The organism is Streptomyces sp. NPDC002669, assembly GCF_042889165.1.
GTDB lineage: Bacteria > Actinomycetota > Actinomycetes > Streptomycetales > Streptomycetaceae > Streptomyces.
In genome coordinates this window covers 351,329-366,188 of sequence record NZ_JBIAQQ010000002.1, presented here as the reverse complement: position 1 = coordinate 366,188, position 14,860 = coordinate 351,329, and the positions used below count along the sequence as shown (strand labels likewise).

Sequence of the window (14,860 nt, the reverse complement as noted above, 5' to 3'; positions counted from 1 at the left end):
CGCTCGCGGACGAGCGGACCTCTACCGCGTCCGCAGTACTTGCGCGGCTCCTGCAGCACCCGAAGTAGCCGCGTGCGCCATCGGCGGCAGCGCAAAGTGCCTCCGTCTGCGGGACGACCGGCGGCGGGCCCGGCGGGCAGGATCCGACGACATCCAGCAGCAGGAGCTGTACGAGGAGAAGGAGCACCCCATGTCCGTCCGTTACGTACTTGCCACCAGCACAGGCGCCCTGTTCGGTGGGGCCGGGCTTGCCGCACCGGCGGCCGCGCACGCCTCCGTCCAGCCGATCGCCGTCGATGCCTACGACCTGACCGCCGGGCGGCTCGTGGGCACCGTGGCCGCACTGGTGGCGTTGGCCGGCGTGGTCATCGGCGCCCTGGCCCTGGCCCGCTCCGCCGGCCGAATCGGCAACGGCAACGGGAAGAAGGGGGCCCAGGCGGCTCTGGTGGCGGGGCTGATCGGCATCGTCGTCGGCGCGGTGAATCTGGCCGTCGCCGACGGCGGTCCCGGCACCGGCAACGGAGTGATCGGTGGCGCCCTGGCCCTGCTGCTGGGGCCGATCGCAGCGGTCCTCGGCCGGCTGGCCCGGGCCCGCTCCCGCCGCACCGAGCAGCCGACCGGCTGACCGCCCCGACTACGAGGGCGCGTTCGCGTGGGGGAGGGACAGGGGCAGGGGCATGAGGAGGCAATGATGGCAACCGGAACTCCCCCTGCGGGCAGGACTCCGGCGGAACCGGGTCGCTTCTGTTTCCGGCGCCGCCGCCTGGTTCTCCTGATCTTGATTGCCGGAGTGGTCGTGGTGTCGTTCGTCGGCTTCGGCTACGGCGCCGCCCCTGGCAAGGACTTTTCCGGAGGAGACTCGCAGTCGGCCGAGGCGCAGCAGCTGATGGAGAAGCGCTTTCCCAGGAGCAAGGGGACCGACTGCCCCTCGTGATCGAGGCCGTTCAGGGGGGCCGGCGATCCTGCCGCCGGGCAGAGGACCGGTAAGGACGTCGTTGACCTCACCGACTCACCTGTGACCGGGCCGGTGGCTTCGCCGTACCAGGGCAAGAGCCTGGGGCCCAGGACCGTCGCATCTCGCCCGTACGACCATCCCGCCGAGCGACGAGGAGGTGGACAAGAGCGAGTTCAAGGCTTTGGTGGACACGGTCAAGAAGGTCTCCGACGACAGTGTCACGCCTGCCCTGGGCGGGGACCTGGCGGAAAAGGCCGAGGCACCCCCAGCAGGGTCCGGCCGAGGCGTAGGCATCCCGGCAGCAGCGGTGACACCTTGTTCATCGCCTTCGGATCACTGGTGGCCATGGCCTGCCGATCGTGACCGCCCTCCTGGCAATCGGCTCGGGTCGGCATGCAGCCACTGCGCATTCGTGGCGCAAGGGCCTTGGAAACGTGGCGGAATGGTGACATCGAGGCTCCAGGATTGAGCCCGTGAACACGACGAACCGGTTCCGGACCGTGCGCCTGGGCTTCCTGTGGCGTTTCTCGGGAGTAGGGCCCGGCTGCCTGCTGGGGCTTCTGGTGGCTGTCGTCCTCGGCACGAGCGGCGCGGTGGACCGGCTGGGCACCGTCCCCAGCCTGCTGATCGTTGCCGCAATGGTCCCCGTCGTGGCCCTGCCCGCACCCATCAGCTTCTGGGTGCGCGCCGACAGCGAGGGGCTCACCCTCTCCAGAGCACTTCTGCGCCGCCGCTACCACTGGCACGACATCACCGGCCTGGACATGACTTTCGACGAGGACCCCGATTCGGACGCAGCTCGCCTCACGATGCGTCTGCGCCTGTCCACGACCCCCGTTACCGGCCGCGGACCCCTCGTCGGCGTCCTCGGCCTCGCCCCGGGCCATCAACTGCGGGGCACCGGACCACGTGGACTCGCAGACCTGTTCACCCTCCTCGCCGCCCATGGTCTCCCCCTCGGGGACCCGGACTTCGCCAACCGCCTCCTCACCGCCCACGGCCTTCCCCCGCTCGGTCCCGGTCCGAACCCGGCCGGCTGATCCACACTCCGCCTCTTCCCGGGGCTGTTCGCCATGCCCGAACCGAACGACCGGGCCGGTCCACGGGCCCGGTTCGCCAGGGCTGACCCGGGAGCAGCACTGGGCGGCTTCGTACGTACAGGGCGGACAAGACCGATCGGCGCATTGCACGCCCGGCAATGATGATCGGAGACAAGACACATCTGGCCGGACCTTCCGGATCCACCATGCCGGAGCCGTCGTGGTCCGCGTCCCTGTTCGCCGCAGCCGCTGCCCCGCTGCGGGCGCGAGCGGTGTGCGAGACGTTGGATGTGGAGATCGCGCCCAACAACATCCGCTTGAAGCTCAAGCGGCTGGTCGAATGCGGAATCCTGGCCGAGACCGAGCAGGGCTTGTTCACCCGGCCGCGGCCATGGCCGACCGGCGAACCCGCGGCCAGGCCGCCCGCCCCGAGCGAAAGGGCGACACGGGCGCCGACTTCACGGAGAGCTCTCCGAGTTGCCGATCAGTCGATGCGGTCGCTCAGGCCCAGCACCTTCGGGTTGTCGCTGGGGAAGTTCCTGGGCATGCCCGGCACGTCGATGGTGCGCCCGTACACGCCGGCCAGGAACTCAACGGCACCGACTGGGAATTCGATCCAGTCGGCGTTGTCCGTGCGGACGACCACCGGCCATGCGTCCGGATCCACAGGGCTCGTCCTCCAGTAGAAAGTGTCCCCCGAATTGGACGACGCCCAGGAGATCAGGCCTCCCGGCTGCGGGTAGGGAACGTAATCCTCGGTGTCGCCCATCTCGTACAGGTCCTGAAGGATCTCGTCGTCCCTGGACGCGGACGCCCACGGCGCCTCGGCGCCGGGCGTGGGAAGGGACACCATGAGGAAATCATCGATGACGAATACCGGGTACGCCTCCGCCAGAGAGCGGAAGTCCGAGGGCAGCGCCGTCCCGAGGCTTGCCTCGAGGGCGGTCCAGTCCACGCTGTGTCCGCCCGGCACACGCCACCGTGTCATGGAAGGCAGCACGGCCTCCAGCTCTTCGACCCTCACCATGTCATCTGCCAATTCGGGGAGTTCTCGACCACGACGGTCCCGAACAATACTCTGTCCTCGATGGAGGGGGACGCGGCCACATAATTGCCCAGAGAGTCACGAACCGCCCTCTCAGGGTTCGCCCCGCCCGGCCGTCGCAAGAAGAAGTCCGCGCCCGTGGAGGATCCTGCGCACCGCCGTTCCTTCCTCGCGCCACCGCCGACCTCGGCCGCGAAACCTGGCGCGGACACCTCTCCCCCACCCCCGCCCCGGGCACCACCTTCGCCCTGTCCGAACTCATGGTCCGCCCGAAATGGCGCGGCACCGGCCTCACCCGACGGCTCCACGACACCCTCCGCAACCCCCGCCCCGAGCAGCAGGCCACCCTCCTCGTCGACACCACCCACCCCCGCGTCCAGGCCCTCTACGAAACCTGGGGCTACCGCAAGATCGGCGAACGCCGGCCCTTCCCCGACTCCCCCTCTACGCCGTCATGCTCCGCGGCATCCCCAGCGCACAACCCGATCCACGACGACCGTTCACCGGATCCGCTCCCGCACCAGGCCGGTACAGGTACTGCCCCGTGCGGCCGCCGGCCCCGGAATCACGGCGGCCTCTTCTCTCGGCTATCGCGGGGAAGGACACCTCATGCAGTCAAGCCGTCAAGCCGCCGCCCCATCGCCCCCGCAGAACCTCGGCCCAGTCTCCAGCTCCCGGGCCCGGATCCTCCCACTGTGGCACCCGGCCGGGAGCCGTCTCGATCAGGTGCACGAGCGTCCAGGCGACGCCGTAGCAGTCGTCGGGGCCGAAGCAGGTGGCCAGGGCAGCCGCCTCTTCGGACGTGACGGGGCGGGAGATCGTCCTCAGCCGGCGTTCACGCCTGTCGATCTCTTCCTCGCTCGCGTCCCAGTCGGGAAGCGGTCCGTCGGCAACGAACGTCTGCACTTCGGGTCTCATGACCGAATGATCGTCTCTCCCGCCGCCCCTGGACAAGCTGCCTCGTCCTGCTTCACGCGGTGGCTGTTCCTGCTGGCTGGAGCTCTGCGGGGAAGGCGATCGCCTCATCGGACGGGACCCGCGCCAAGAGGCAGTGATGGAGTTGGCCGAGCATCCGGTTGGACAGGTACCGCAGAGCCTGCATGTGCCGGTCCCCTTCTGCTCGGCGGCGCCGGTAGTGGGCGTACGCACTACTTGAACCGCTGAGGGGGCGAAGGCCCACAGGTGGCCGACGTGGCTGAGGCGGTTGTTCTTCACGAACCGACGTCCGACGTAGCGGCGTTTGCCGGAGGCCCGGTTCGCGCAGTGCGCATCAGTGCCGTTCGAACGCCGAATCTCGCGGCCGCAGGTGCTCGCGTGGCCCCGCCGCCCGCAGAACCACGTCCAGCACCCGTGCCGGGTCGGCCGCGTAGGCATGCGAGAACCACGCCATGTTGGCCTCCACCACGGCCCAGCGATGGCCTGGGCGGTAGGGGTCCAGCAGTTGTCCGACGTCCACGACGACGGCGCTCGGCAGCGTGTGCCCGGCTGCGACGGTCAGCCGGTCGGCGAACTCAGTGATCTGCGCGGTGGTGGCCCGGTCCGCGCGGTCCGTACCGAGCGGGCGGGGGTCGAGGCGGCCGAACACCGCGTACCGGCTCGCCGTGGCGATCCGGCCGTCCAGCAGGAACAGCCGGTACTCGGCCGCGAAGGTCACCACATCGGACAGCAGCACCGGTTCTGCCGGATCCAGGGAGGAGGACAGCCGGGAGCCGTCGGTGTAGACATCGGCCGGGAAGGACTTGTCACGGGGTGGCTTGACGAACGTCGGCTGGTCGATCGCCCATGCGTCCGCGACGGTCCCCGCCCGTACCCGGCGGCCGGTGAACTCCTCCGGCAACTCGGCGAGCCAGCCGTCTGTCGGCTCCAGCAACGCGAACCCGAGCCGGCCGGCCAGCCGCGCACCCGCGACCGGTCCGCCGTACCAGTACGCAGGGCCTGCCAGGCCGGGCTCCTCCGCCGCCCTGACCGACATCCCTCGGCCCGCCGCCTCGACGGCCAACAGTTCCATCGTCGACGTCCGCCGCCCAGGCATGACCAGCACTGCAAACCCCTCCCGCACTCCGCAAAACCGCCACGCTAGCCCCACCGTTACCAGCGACGCAGCCGAGAATTCCCCACAGTCGAGCGCGGCCGCGGTACCCGGGGCGGTGTCTCGTGTGCGGGACGTCTCGGTGCCGACGGTGCCCGCGTCGTGGAGCGCGGCCAGGGCGCGGGCGACGTCCAGGAGCCGGTACGCCTGCGCGCCGGGGATGCCGAGCTCCGCCTGGCAGTACGCCTCCCAGCTGCCGTGCCCGAGTGGCCCCGGACGCGGGCGGCGTGGGTGCCGCGGCCCCGCGCGACGAGGGCCGCCACGGAGCGCCGGAGGTCGTCCATCGCCTCGCGCAGCCCGACCGTGATCTCCCCGGCGCGGGCTGCGGTGAGCGGCGGCCGCGCTGGTTCGGCGCCGTGCTCCTGGTTCTTGGGGTGCTTGCCCACCACTCCCTCGTCCTCCGCGCCGCCGGGCATCACCAGGGCGTGCGGGAGTACGGCCGCGGGCACGGGCCGGCGCCCTGCCGGTACGCGGGCCGGGCCGGGATCGTCGGGCCGGATATGGAGCTGCCGGGGCGGGCCGAGGTGCTGTCGGATGTGGCGTGTGAGGTGTGGGAGGCCGTGGTCGAGGACAGGTGATCGCCATCGGCGGCGTCGGACACGCCGGCCGCCGTGGACACCCCGGTCGACGCGCTCGTCCGGATCGGGCCGGAGTTCGCGGGGTGCCGACACCCGCGCTCGCCGCGACCGCGGCGATCCGTGCGCTCTGGCGAGGTCCGAGGACGGCCGCGAGGCCGCCGGGCCTGCGGGGCGCGCCCCGCACGGTTGCGGGGCCGGCGGCGGAGCGGCACACCGTTCCAGAAGTCTGGATCGCTCGGAACATGGTGGTGGCCGAGCAGCTGTGGTGGGGCGAAATTCCCGTTTCAATCTCACCTGCCACTCAATCCAGCGACATACGGTAATGATGCATGAACATGGAGTTACACCGGCGGTGCCAGTGCGACGCGCAAGAGGTGTCGTGGTGTCAGGCAGAGCCGATCATCTGGTCGTCAATCGTCATGACTCGCCCCCAAGGAGTGTTTGTGAAGCTCTCCCCCCGTCCTTTTCGAGCCGTTTTGGCGGCAGCGTCAGGTGCCACGCTGGCCATGATGGCGTTCCCGGGTCCGGCTCACGCCGAGCTTGAGCGCGGTCCGGAAGCGCGTCAGGCGAGTGCGAGCTCTCTCGCCCCGTGCGGCTTCTTCCGGTACAGCGTCCGCGAGTCCCAGTTCGCCGCATACAACCACTGTGGCTCGACGACGGTGCGGGTGCACGTCGACGTCGCAGGGGGCGGTAGCACGAATGACTACCACCTCTGCGTCAGCCCCGGCCGCACGCAGCTGCCGGGCGCAGGTCCGAACTATCTCAACGCGTACTACATCGGCGGCGCCGGCTGCCGGAGCGGAGATCGCACCGGGCACACGCCCCACTGAGCCTTGATCCGACTTCGATGGCAAACGGTCCAGGGTTCGTTGTCGGGGGACAGCGAGGCCCATGGCGGGTTCGGCCGGCGCACGAACGGCGGAGGCCGGCATGGCTCCGGCGGACCCTGGTCGTTGAGTGTCCGGCCGCACGGCCGTGCCCTGCGGCGGGGCGCTGACCGCCGAGCGACGCGAACGAGGACCGATGCCGAAGATGCCCGCCCCGACCCTACGTACGGCTACGCCCCGGAGACGAACACGGTCCGGGCCGATCAGCACGACCTGGCGCGGCTGCTGTTGATGTTCCGCTTGCTGAGGCGCGAGCAGAAGCCGGGCCGGTGGAGGCACATGGACGACTACGACCTGTCCTTCGAGCGCCCCGCGGACGCGGTCGATGCCGGCTCGCAGTTCCGGTACGGCAAACGCTGGACGGGTCCTGATCTGCGGATGCGCTGCACCACGACCGAGGCGGCCCACACGTGGCCGAACGGTGCCCGTACGACAGGGAGGCGACGTTCACCTGGATGGTGCCGGCTACGGCTCGCACGCCACCAAGAAGGATCTGTCGACGGGGCCGGCGATGGCGTCGGTGCCGGTGCCGGTGCGGGGGTTTGCCTGGCGGACCGGTCAGCGTCACCGACCCGGGCTGGAGTCTCTGGTGACGGCCGGCCGGCAGCATGGCTTCGAGAGGCTGGCCGAGCGCTGGTTGCTGCTGGTCATGGACTTCGCCGCCGGGTTCGACGAGGTACTGTCCCAGCCGTTCCGTCCCACCCATGAATCCACACCAACCTGGCGAGGAGCATGGACCCATCAAGTCGCGGGACGGGATGAAACAATGGGCCCAAATGGGCCGCCTCAACGCGGCGTGAAGTTCCGTACGTAGCGCCGCTGCCAGGGTGTCTCCACCGCCCGCGGATGGTAACCCCGGCGGACGAACGCCACGGCGTCCGCCGCGGGGACCCCGTCCAGCACGGCCAGGCAGGCCAGCGCCGTCCCGGTCCGGCCCAGCCCGCCGCCACAGGCGACCTCGACCCGCTCGTCGGCGGCCCGGTTCCACACTTCTTCGAGGAGGACCCGGGCTGCCTCCCGGTCCGCCGGAAGCCGGAAGTCCGGCCACTGCAGCCACCGCGACTCCCACCCGGCCGGGGGCGGGGTGCGGCCCAGCAGGTACACGCCGAACTCCGGCTCGGGACCCGCGGGCAACGGCTTGCGCAGCCCCCGGCCGCGGACCAGCCGTCCGGAGGGAAGGGCCAGGACGGCCGGATCATCGGCGTTCCACTGCTCGCTCACCTCGGCCATTAAAGCACCCGGCCCCCAGCTCCGGCCCCTGGTTCACCAGAAGCACGAACGCCCGGTTCTCCGCCGGAGAACCGGGCATCGCAGCACACCGCCGAGCCGCTCTCCAACCGCCCCGGTGGAGGCGTCTCGTATGCTGGAAGCTGATCGCGGACCGTTACGAGCTGATCGGCCGTCTGGGTCGGGTGGCATGGGCGAGGTGTGGGGCGGGCGGGATCGCGTGCTCCACCGTGAGGTCGCGCTCAAGCTGCTGGATCTCGACGGGATTGCCCAGTCTGACCTGCCCCGATGGTTCGAGCGCGAGGCGGTGGCCGCTGCCCAGATCGTCCACCCCGACGTCGCCGCCCTGTACGACCGGGCACAACAGCATCGCGGTCGTGCGGCGCAAGCTCGACGAGGAGGCGCCGCCTCTCGACGCGCTCCGCCTGAGCCGGCTCTCACGCCTGTGGCCGGTCGGGCATTCTCACGCCGCCGCCGGGCAGTGAACCGATGGAGGAGCTGCCCCGCAGACCGATGACCCAGCCGAAGGCATCGGAAGAGACCGGCACATCCAGACGCCAGCCGCTGGCGAAGCGCACTCGCAGGCTGCCCGAATCAGCCGCGTGAACCTCTGCGACCACCTGATCGAGCAGTTGCGGAAGCCGATCGAGGTTGGTCCGTGTGGATGCGTGGACGGGAACGGCTTCGTGGTCCGTCGTCAGTTCGGCGGGGCTGTGAACCTCGATCCGGCTCGAACCGGTGTGAAGTCGCAGGACGTTGCCGATGATCACCTCTCCGATGCCGATCCCACGCATCGAGTGGATGTCCCAGCCGTCGCCCACACGGTTGATCCCGTTGGCCATGCCATAAGCCTACGGACCCCGGCTGGCGCGCAGCCACACAAGATCACGTTGCCGGCTCCGAGGGGCTCTGAAACGGGTTGCTTTTCTCCTGGATCGCCAATTCGCGAGGGAGGCTGCCGGCTTTCTCCAGCACCGGGCCCGTGCTCCTGGTCGTGCTCGTCGGTGGCCCTCGCCTTCGCCACCGGTTCCGACGTATCCGGCCACAGCGACGGCTTCCGGGTGGGTTTCCTGGCCACCGCGATCTTCGCCTTGGCCGGCCTCGCCCCCGCCCTGCTCCTGTTGCTCCCCCACCCCGCCGAGCGCAGCGCCGTCGTGGAGGCGGGATCGGAGGACGAAGAGGTGAAGCCGGTGACAGACGGCCACTGACCGCCACCCTCCCCCCGCACCGATGTGCGGACCGGTCTGATTGGCTGTCACCGGCACCCGGCCTCTGCCTCGCGCCACCCACCAGGGCGCGCGGGGGCAGGGCAGTTGTCGACCAAGCACATCACTGTCACCACGGCCTGGTCCGGCCTGGCCGTACGGATGCCCTCGGACGGATGCGGAGCGGGGGCGGCCAGATGCCGGGGGCGGCACCCTGCCGAGCGTCGGCACTGCCCCGGAGCGGGTCGGCACTGCGTACAGGCTCAGCTCCGGGCCAACCGTACCGCCCCGCGTGCCCGCCAGTCGTACGAGCCCGCCGGCGCCCGCCCACCGGCGAAGAGGGGCGGAAATGCTCGACGGCGACCACTCATGCGCCGGAGTGCTTGAGACTCTCGATGATGCGGGCGAATCCCTCTGTCCCGTGGCCGGCGTCCACCTGCTGCTGTATGAGGCGCTGGACCATGGCAATCGGTTCGGCGCTCACTCCCTGGTCAGTGATCGCCTCGATGAACAGGCCGAGGTTGGAGAACGTCAGGCTCTGCTGCCCCGGGACGGTGTAGTCACCGCCGTCGATGACCTCGGCGTACCCGGTGAGTTCGCCGGTCATCGCGGTCAGCCACGGGGCGGCCATCGCCGCGAACCGGCTCGCCGGCACGCCTGCCGGTGCCAGCATGGCCGCACCCTGCATGAACCCTGCGAACATCACATACATCGCCGAGAGCAATGCGAAGTCGTAGAGCGAGGCCAGTCCCGGGTCCTCGCCGAAGTAGGTGCTGGTCGCCCACCGGTCGAACAGTGCCGCGTGCTCACGGAACACCTCCTGCGAACCGCTGTACAGGATCGAGGCCCCCGGCTGCCCGATCATGGAAGGCACCGCCATGATGCCGCCGTCCAGGTAGGCGATCTGCGCCTGGGCTGCCCAGAGGGCCGACCGTCTCGCCTGCTCGGGCTTGGTCGTGGTCAGGTTGACCAGCTTCCGTCCCGCCAGGTCGCCCACGAGCGGGTCGAGTACCTCGTGCACCGAGTCGTGGTCGAAGAGGCAGACGACTACCAGCGGACTCGCCCGGACCGCCTCGGCGGCAGAGGCGGCCTCGGTCGCCCCCTGTGCGACGAGTGCCTCTGCCTTGCCCGTCGAGCGGTTCCAGACCGTGGTCCGCACTCCGGCCTTCACCAAAACCTCGGCGAGCGCGCTGCCCATCGCGCCGAGTCCGAGGATGCTCACGTCGGTTTCGTGGATCTCGTGCATGTCACTGCTCTCCCATGTCGTGCGGAAGGTTCCGTTGATGCCTCAATCCTCGTCAGGGCCAGTAGAGTTGAACAGTACGGACTAATTAGTGCGGTACCCACCGGAAGGTAAGTACCACCCGGGCGGCATGGAGGAACTCTTGGCAACAGCAGCACGACGAGGCCCCTACTTCTGCGGAGTCGACGCGGCCATGGACGTCGTCACCGGGAAGTGGAAGTCCCTGATCATCTGGGAACTGCACGAGCACGGCACGCGCCGTTTCGCGGAACTGCGGCGCGGGCTCCCGGGTGTCAGCGAGAAGATGCTCGTCCAACACCTGCGGGAGATGGAGGAGGACGGTCTCGTGCACCGGGAGGTGTACCCCGTGGTGCCGCCGAGGGTCGAGTACTCCCTCACGGAGCACGGCGTCACCCTCAACACCGCCCTGGAGTCCCTGGCCGAGTGGGGGCAGGAACGGATCCAGCGAATCGGCGCGGAGAAGGTCCCCGCGGACGCTGCGTGAGAGCAGGCATTGTCACGTCGGCTGACCGGGTGGGGTGATCTTGGAGTTGGTCATGCCGGGGAGGGGGCGCTCGTGTCGTCAGCGCCGCCGTCGTGCAGGGGGACACCGGTACCCGGTCGAGGTGATCTCCCCTTGCGTGTGGTTGTACTTCCGCTTCCCGCTGCCGTTCCGTGAGGTGGAGGAGCTGATGCTCCAGCGCGGTGTGATCGTCTCCCACGAGACGGTCCGCCGTTGGTGCATGAAGTTCGGGCATGCCTGTGCGAACGGGCTGCGCAGCCGCCGGCCGTGGCCGGGGGACAAACGGCATCTGGACGAGGTGTCCGTGAGGATCAACGGGGAGCGGAAGTACCTGTGGCGGGCCGTCGACGCCGACGCCGACGGCACCGTGCTCGACATCCTGGTCCAGGGCCGAAGGGGCAGGGCCGCGACCAGGCGCTTCTTCCGCAGCGTCGGCGGAATCCAGCGGTTCCCGGCCGCGTTCAGCGGTATCTCACCCCACTTCCGGCCCTGCCGACACCTGATGACCGCAACCCACTACCGCATCCGCTTCACCGTCTGGGACCAGGCCACCGGCATCACCGCCCTGCCCACCACGGCCTGAGCACAGCACCGGAACCCGGCCTTACCACACCCGACACACCATCAGGCACTCACACCCCCAACAACGTGACAGCCCCCTGTTGCGGGGTAGGGGCGGTTGCAGGGGGCACAGGGGCCGGTCCAGCCCTTCAGCAGGTTCTGGAGAACGTCCAGGACCTGGTGGAGGGTCAGGCCGGTGTGCGGACTTTTGGGTCGAGCCGCCTGAGGGGAGGAATGCCTGGGCGGCGGTGACGAGGGTGACGTGGTGGTGCCGGGTGCGGCCCTCGAAGCGGTCCAGGCCGGGGCCGTGTTTGAGCTCGCGGGAGTTGTGTGCGATTGCAGGAGTTCCACGAACCGCGAGTGAGCATCGAGGAGACAGCAATCCGTTACCCATGCACATGGGGAGGGTGGTCTTCTTCCCGGTGCGGGTTCCTCAGCTGAGGAAGAGGCGATTCCGCCTCTTCCCGCGCGCCCTCCCGTCCGGTCGCCTGTCCCCCGCTCTCCTGCGAGCCGCTCGGGTGCTCGGGTGCTCGGGTGCTCGGGTGCTCGGGGCGAGCCTGTCAGGCTGTCCGACGGGGCCGTCGATGGCGCGTGCGAAACGGGCCCTGGAGGGCGTGGCTCACCCTCGCGGAGATTCGGGTCCGCCCGGGTGGGAATTCCGCACGGGCTGAGGCGAGGTGCCGGATGGTGTGCCCTAGAGTGGCCGTACCACTGAATGGGCGTGGGGGCGATGATGAGGCGGGCGAGCGCGTACGGGCCGGTGCACACCGGTTTTCGCGCTGTTCTGTCCCTGCTTGTGGCCGTCGTAGCCCTGCTGTGCGTGTTCGGTCACGTGCAGCGTGACGGTTCGCTCCCCCGGACATCTGCCGCGGAGTTCGCCCACCCCGCCTCCTCTCTCGAAGCGCCGTCCGGAACGTCTGCGCCGTGCGGCAAGAAGGCCGTCGCCGATCAGACCCCTCAGCGGGCCGAGAACACTTCGCAGGTGTCCGACTGCTCCGGTTGCCCGACGTCCCGGGCCGGAGCGGTGGCGTTTCATGAGCCGTGCTCCGGCACGTACTCGGCAGGCCCCGCCCCGCCGCCTCTCCCATCGCTCCACTCCGTTCTGCGGATTTAGGCCGGCCCGTTGGTCGCGTCCCTGAATCCTCCAGAACGGAGTCATCTCACATGTCCTCTTCCCCGCGCTCATGGAGCCGGGCCGGTGCGGCACTGCGTGGTTGGCGGACCCGGCAGTGGACGGTGGCGGGCCTCGGCGCCCTGGCCACCGCAGTCCTGGTCGGCGCGCCCACCGACGTGGTGCCCAACCCCCTGTTCGGCCGGTCCGTCCCCGTGCAGTGGTGGAACTACCCCGCCCTCGTCGTCACGGCGGCACTGGCGGGCATCGTTCTGAGCACCTACGTGCGGCAGCCTTCCCCGCCCGGGACGACACCGGCCCGCGATGGCAGTCGTCTGGGAGCGGCCGGCGGTGTGCTGTCCTTCTTCGCCGTCGGCTGTCCGGTGTGCAACAAGCTCGTTCTCGTGCTCCTCGGCGCCTCCGGTGCCATGAGCTATTGGGCTCCCCTGCAGCCCCTGCTGGCAGTCCTTTCCGTGGGCCTGTTGGCGGAGGCCGCACTGCGCCGCCTGTCCCTCCAGGCCGTGTGCCCGGTCACGGCTTCCGCCTGATCCGCGGCCCGATTCTGCTCATTTCCTTCTTCCTCACATCTGAGGTGTGCCATGGCTTCATCCACCCCTTCTTCCACTCGCCTTCCCCGCAGGCGGACCGCTGTGACGGCCGCGGCCCTCGTCGCGGCCGCGGCGCTCGCCGGACTCGCCTTCGCGCTGGACGGCTCGGCCCCCGGCGACAAGCCGGAGACCAGGTCCCCGGTCGCCACCGGACCGGCCGACCCGGTACCCGCCGACGAGAGCCTGCTCGCCCTTGCGCGCCGTGCCCCCGGTGACGCCCTGGCCGTGGGACCGGTCGACGCCCCGGTCGTGATGATCGAGTACTCCGACTTCCAATGCCCCTTCTGCGGTCGCTTCGCCCGCGAGACCGAGCCCGAACTGCTGCGCTCCTACGTGGACAAGGGGGTGCTGCGTATCGAGTGGCGCAACTTCCCCGTCTTCGGCGAGGAGTCCGAGCGGGCCGCGCTGGCCGGATGGGCCGCCGGACGCCAGAAGAAGTTCTGGGAGTTCCACGAGGTCGCCTACAGCAGGCCACGTGAACGCAACAAAGGCGAGTTCTCCGCGGAGAAACTCGTCGCGATGGCTCGGCGGGCAGGCATCCCCGACATCGAGCGGTTCCGCTCGGACATGGCCTCCGACGCGGCCCGCGCCGCCGTGCGCAAGGATCAGGAAGAGGGCTACGGCCTCGGTGTGAGCAGCACCCCGGCGTTCCTGATCAACGGAAAGCCGGTCCTCGGGGCCCAGCCCACGGCCACGTTCGAGGAAGCCGTCGAAGCGGCGGCCGAGGCGGCGGGACGGTGAGCGAGGTCGGTCTGGCGGTGGCCTTCCTCGGTGGGCTGCTCGCGCTCCTCAGCCCGTGCAGCGCGCTGTTGTTGCCGGCCTTCTTCGCGTACTCCTTCACCAGCCGGACGAGGCTGCTGGCCCGTACCGGCCTGTTCTACGTCGGTCTGTGCGCGACACTCGTGCCGCTCGGCGTAGCCGGTTCCTTCGCCAGTCGGCTGTTCTACGGCCACCGGGACACCCTGGTGACGGTCGGGGGGTGGGCCGTCATCGTTCTGGGCGTGGCCCAGATCGCCGGGTTGGGGTTCGGCTCCCGGCGCATGGCGCAGGCGGCCGGTGCACGCCGTTCCGGATCGGCGTTGTCCGTGTTCGCCCTGGGCGCCGTCTACGGCCTGGCCGGCTTCTGCGCGGGGCCGATTCTCGGCGGCATTCTCACTGTGGCGGCGGTGGGTGGCGATCCGATCCACGGTGGAATGCTGCTCGCCGTGTACGCGCTGGGAATGGCACTGCCGATGTTCGTTCTGGCCTTGCTGTGGGACCGGTTCGATCTGGGCCGCAAGCGTTGGCTGCGCGGCCGGTCCCTCCGGATGGGGCGGGTCTCCCTGCACAGCACCTCGGTCATCGGCGGATTGGTCTTCGTCGTGCTCGGCACGGCCTTCCTGCTGTTCGATGGGACGTCCGCGCTGCCATCGGTGATCAGTACCGACACGGAGTTCGCCCTGGAGGAGCGCCTGTCGGCCATCGGAGCCGCCGTGTCCGACCGGATGGTGCTCCTGTTCCTGGCGGTTCTGGTCGCTCTGGCAGGACTGCTGGCGCTGTTCCGCCCGACGGCGAAACGGACAGGGCGGCCCTCACCGCGGGAGCCGTCGAAGCACGGGTGACGCGCTCAGCCCCGTGTCAGTCGAACGGAGAGGGCGGAAAACCGGCGCACCGGCCCCGCCCTCTCCTCGACTCGGCCGTTGCGCGGAGTCGTGCCGGGGGCATTGTCGGGGGCGGCGGCAGGGAGTTCACGGCCGTTGCGTCCGACAATGCCGCAGGCGCGGGGCGAGGAATGGGACGGGAAGCATG

18 protein-coding genes and 2 pseudogenes are annotated in these 14,860 nt (G+C 69.9%); 11 read left to right on the top strand and 9 right to left on the bottom strand.

The features are described 5' to 3' along the window. Nucleotides 1–190: 190 nt before the first annotated feature. From ACFYW1_RS04140 to ACFYW1_RS04130, 3 genes are all read left to right on the top strand, one after another. Entirely contained in the window at nt 191–625 is a 435-nt protein-coding gene (locus ACFYW1_RS04140) for a DUF6223 family protein (RefSeq protein ID WP_388986635.1), read from the top strand. 153 nt (nt 626–778) lie between these two features. Beyond that, complete coding sequence (locus tag ACFYW1_RS04135; RefSeq protein ID WP_388986632.1) at nt 779–934, top strand: hypothetical protein; 156 nt, start codon at nt 779–781, stop codon at nt 932–934. Between the two features lie 494 nt (nt 935–1,428). Next, nucleotides 1,429–1,995, top strand: a complete 567-nt coding sequence (locus ACFYW1_RS04130) for a hypothetical protein (protein WP_388986629.1) — start codon at nt 1,429–1,431, stop codon at nt 1,993–1,995. 484 nt (nt 1,996–2,479) lie between these two features. On the opposite strand, the gene ACFYW1_RS04125 is transcribed toward ACFYW1_RS04130, so the two are convergent. The 4 genes and pseudogenes from ACFYW1_RS04125 to ACFYW1_RS04110 form a co-directional block, all read right to left on the bottom strand. Next, nucleotides 2,480–3,022, bottom strand: a complete 543-nt coding sequence (locus tag ACFYW1_RS04125; RefSeq protein WP_388986627.1) for an SMI1/KNR4 family protein — start codon at nt 3,020–3,022, stop codon at nt 2,480–2,482. Between the two features lie 633 nt (nt 3,023–3,655). Continuing rightward, the gene (locus ACFYW1_RS04120) at nt 3,656–3,958 is read right to left on the bottom strand and encodes a hypothetical protein (protein ID WP_388986624.1); all 303 of its coding nucleotides are present in this window, start codon (nt 3,956–3,958) and stop codon (nt 3,656–3,658) included. A 52-nt stretch (nt 3,959–4,010) separates the two neighbouring features. After that, nucleotides 4,011–4,294, bottom strand: a pseudogene (locus tag ACFYW1_RS04115) (IS110 family transposase); the annotation flags it as partial. 16 nt (nt 4,295–4,310) lie between these two features. After that, a complete protein-coding gene (locus tag ACFYW1_RS04110; RefSeq protein ID WP_388986621.1) occupies nt 4,311–5,048 on the bottom strand; it encodes an ATP-grasp domain-containing protein in 738 nt (245 codons plus the stop codon). Nucleotides 5,049–5,335: 287 nt separating this feature from the next. Between ACFYW1_RS04110 and ACFYW1_RS04105 the strand changes: the two genes are divergently transcribed. Then, nucleotides 5,336–5,707 carry a hypothetical protein gene (locus ACFYW1_RS04105; protein ID WP_388986619.1) on the top strand — a complete coding sequence of 124 codons (372 nt, stop codon included), beginning with the start codon at nt 5,336–5,338 and terminating at the stop codon, nt 5,705–5,707. A gap of 329 nt (nt 5,708–6,036) precedes the next feature. Continuing rightward, on the top strand, nt 6,037–6,537 hold the full coding sequence (locus tag ACFYW1_RS04100) for a DUF6355 family natural product biosynthesis protein (RefSeq protein ID WP_388986616.1): 501 nt from the start codon (nt 6,037–6,039) through the stop codon (nt 6,535–6,537). An 843-nt stretch (nt 6,538–7,380) separates the two neighbouring features. Here ACFYW1_RS04100 and ACFYW1_RS04095 read toward each other — a convergent pair. From ACFYW1_RS04095 to ACFYW1_RS04085, 3 genes are all read right to left on the bottom strand, one after another. Continuing rightward, nucleotides 7,381–7,815, bottom strand: coding sequence for a protein-tyrosine phosphatase family protein (locus ACFYW1_RS04095; protein ID WP_388986613.1), 435 nt, complete (start codon nt 7,813–7,815; stop codon nt 7,381–7,383). A 163-nt stretch (nt 7,816–7,978) separates the two neighbouring features. Next, the gene (locus tag ACFYW1_RS04090) at nt 7,979–8,191 is read right to left on the bottom strand and encodes a hypothetical protein (RefSeq protein WP_388986610.1); all 213 of its coding nucleotides are present in this window, start codon (nt 8,189–8,191) and stop codon (nt 7,979–7,981) included. 67 nt (nt 8,192–8,258) lie between these two features. Next, nucleotides 8,259–8,663, bottom strand: coding sequence for a DUF6188 family protein (locus tag ACFYW1_RS04085; RefSeq protein WP_388986607.1), 405 nt, complete (start codon nt 8,661–8,663; stop codon nt 8,259–8,261). 162 nt (nt 8,664–8,825) lie between these two features. Here ACFYW1_RS04085 and ACFYW1_RS04080 point away from each other — a divergent pair, with 162 nt between their 5' ends. Next, complete coding sequence (locus ACFYW1_RS04080) at nt 8,826–9,029, top strand: hypothetical protein (protein ID WP_388986604.1); 204 nt, start codon at nt 8,826–8,828, stop codon at nt 9,027–9,029. Nucleotides 9,030–9,393: 364 nt separating this feature from the next. On the opposite strand, the gene ACFYW1_RS04075 is transcribed toward ACFYW1_RS04080, so the two are convergent. Next, on the bottom strand, nt 9,394–10,311 hold the full coding sequence (locus ACFYW1_RS04075) for an NAD(P)-dependent oxidoreductase (protein WP_388987010.1): 918 nt from the start codon (nt 10,309–10,311) through the stop codon (nt 9,394–9,396). 88 nt (nt 10,312–10,399) lie between these two features. Here ACFYW1_RS04075 and ACFYW1_RS04070 point away from each other — a divergent pair, with 88 nt between their 5' ends. Continuing rightward, nucleotides 10,400–10,774: a winged helix-turn-helix transcriptional regulator gene (locus ACFYW1_RS04070; RefSeq protein WP_388986601.1), complete on the top strand. Its 375-nt coding sequence runs from the start codon at nt 10,400–10,402 to the stop codon at nt 10,772–10,774. Nucleotides 10,775–10,826: 52 nt separating this feature from the next. Beyond that, nucleotides 10,827–11,375 (top strand): IS6 family transposase, encoded by a 549-nt coding sequence (locus ACFYW1_RS04065; protein WP_388986598.1) that lies wholly within the window; start codon nt 10,827–10,829, stop codon nt 11,373–11,375. A gap of 166 nt (nt 11,376–11,541) precedes the next feature. On the opposite strand, the pseudogene ACFYW1_RS04060 reads toward ACFYW1_RS04065, so the two are convergent. After that, nucleotides 11,542–11,690 (bottom strand): annotated as a pseudogene (locus tag ACFYW1_RS04060) (IS701 family transposase); the annotation flags it as partial. Between the two features lie 827 nt (nt 11,691–12,517). Between ACFYW1_RS04060 and ACFYW1_RS04055 the strand changes: the two are divergent. Genes ACFYW1_RS04055 through ACFYW1_RS04045 form a run of 3 tightly spaced genes read left to right on the top strand, consistent with a single transcriptional unit; the run spans nt 12,518 to nt 14,673 of the window. Next, nucleotides 12,518–13,012, top strand: a complete 495-nt coding sequence (locus ACFYW1_RS04055) for a hypothetical protein (RefSeq protein WP_388986595.1) — start codon at nt 12,518–12,520, stop codon at nt 13,010–13,012. A gap of 51 nt (nt 13,013–13,063) precedes the next feature. After that, nucleotides 13,064–13,813, top strand: coding sequence for a DsbA family protein (locus ACFYW1_RS04050; protein WP_388986592.1), 750 nt, complete (start codon nt 13,064–13,066; stop codon nt 13,811–13,813). Continuing rightward, on the top strand, nt 13,810–14,673 hold the full coding sequence (locus tag ACFYW1_RS04045; protein ID WP_388986590.1) for a cytochrome c biogenesis CcdA family protein: 864 nt from the start codon (nt 13,810–13,812) through the stop codon (nt 14,671–14,673). The genes ACFYW1_RS04050 and ACFYW1_RS04045 overlap by 4 nt, the downstream gene beginning before the upstream one ends. Nucleotides 14,674–14,860 lie beyond the last annotated feature (187 nt).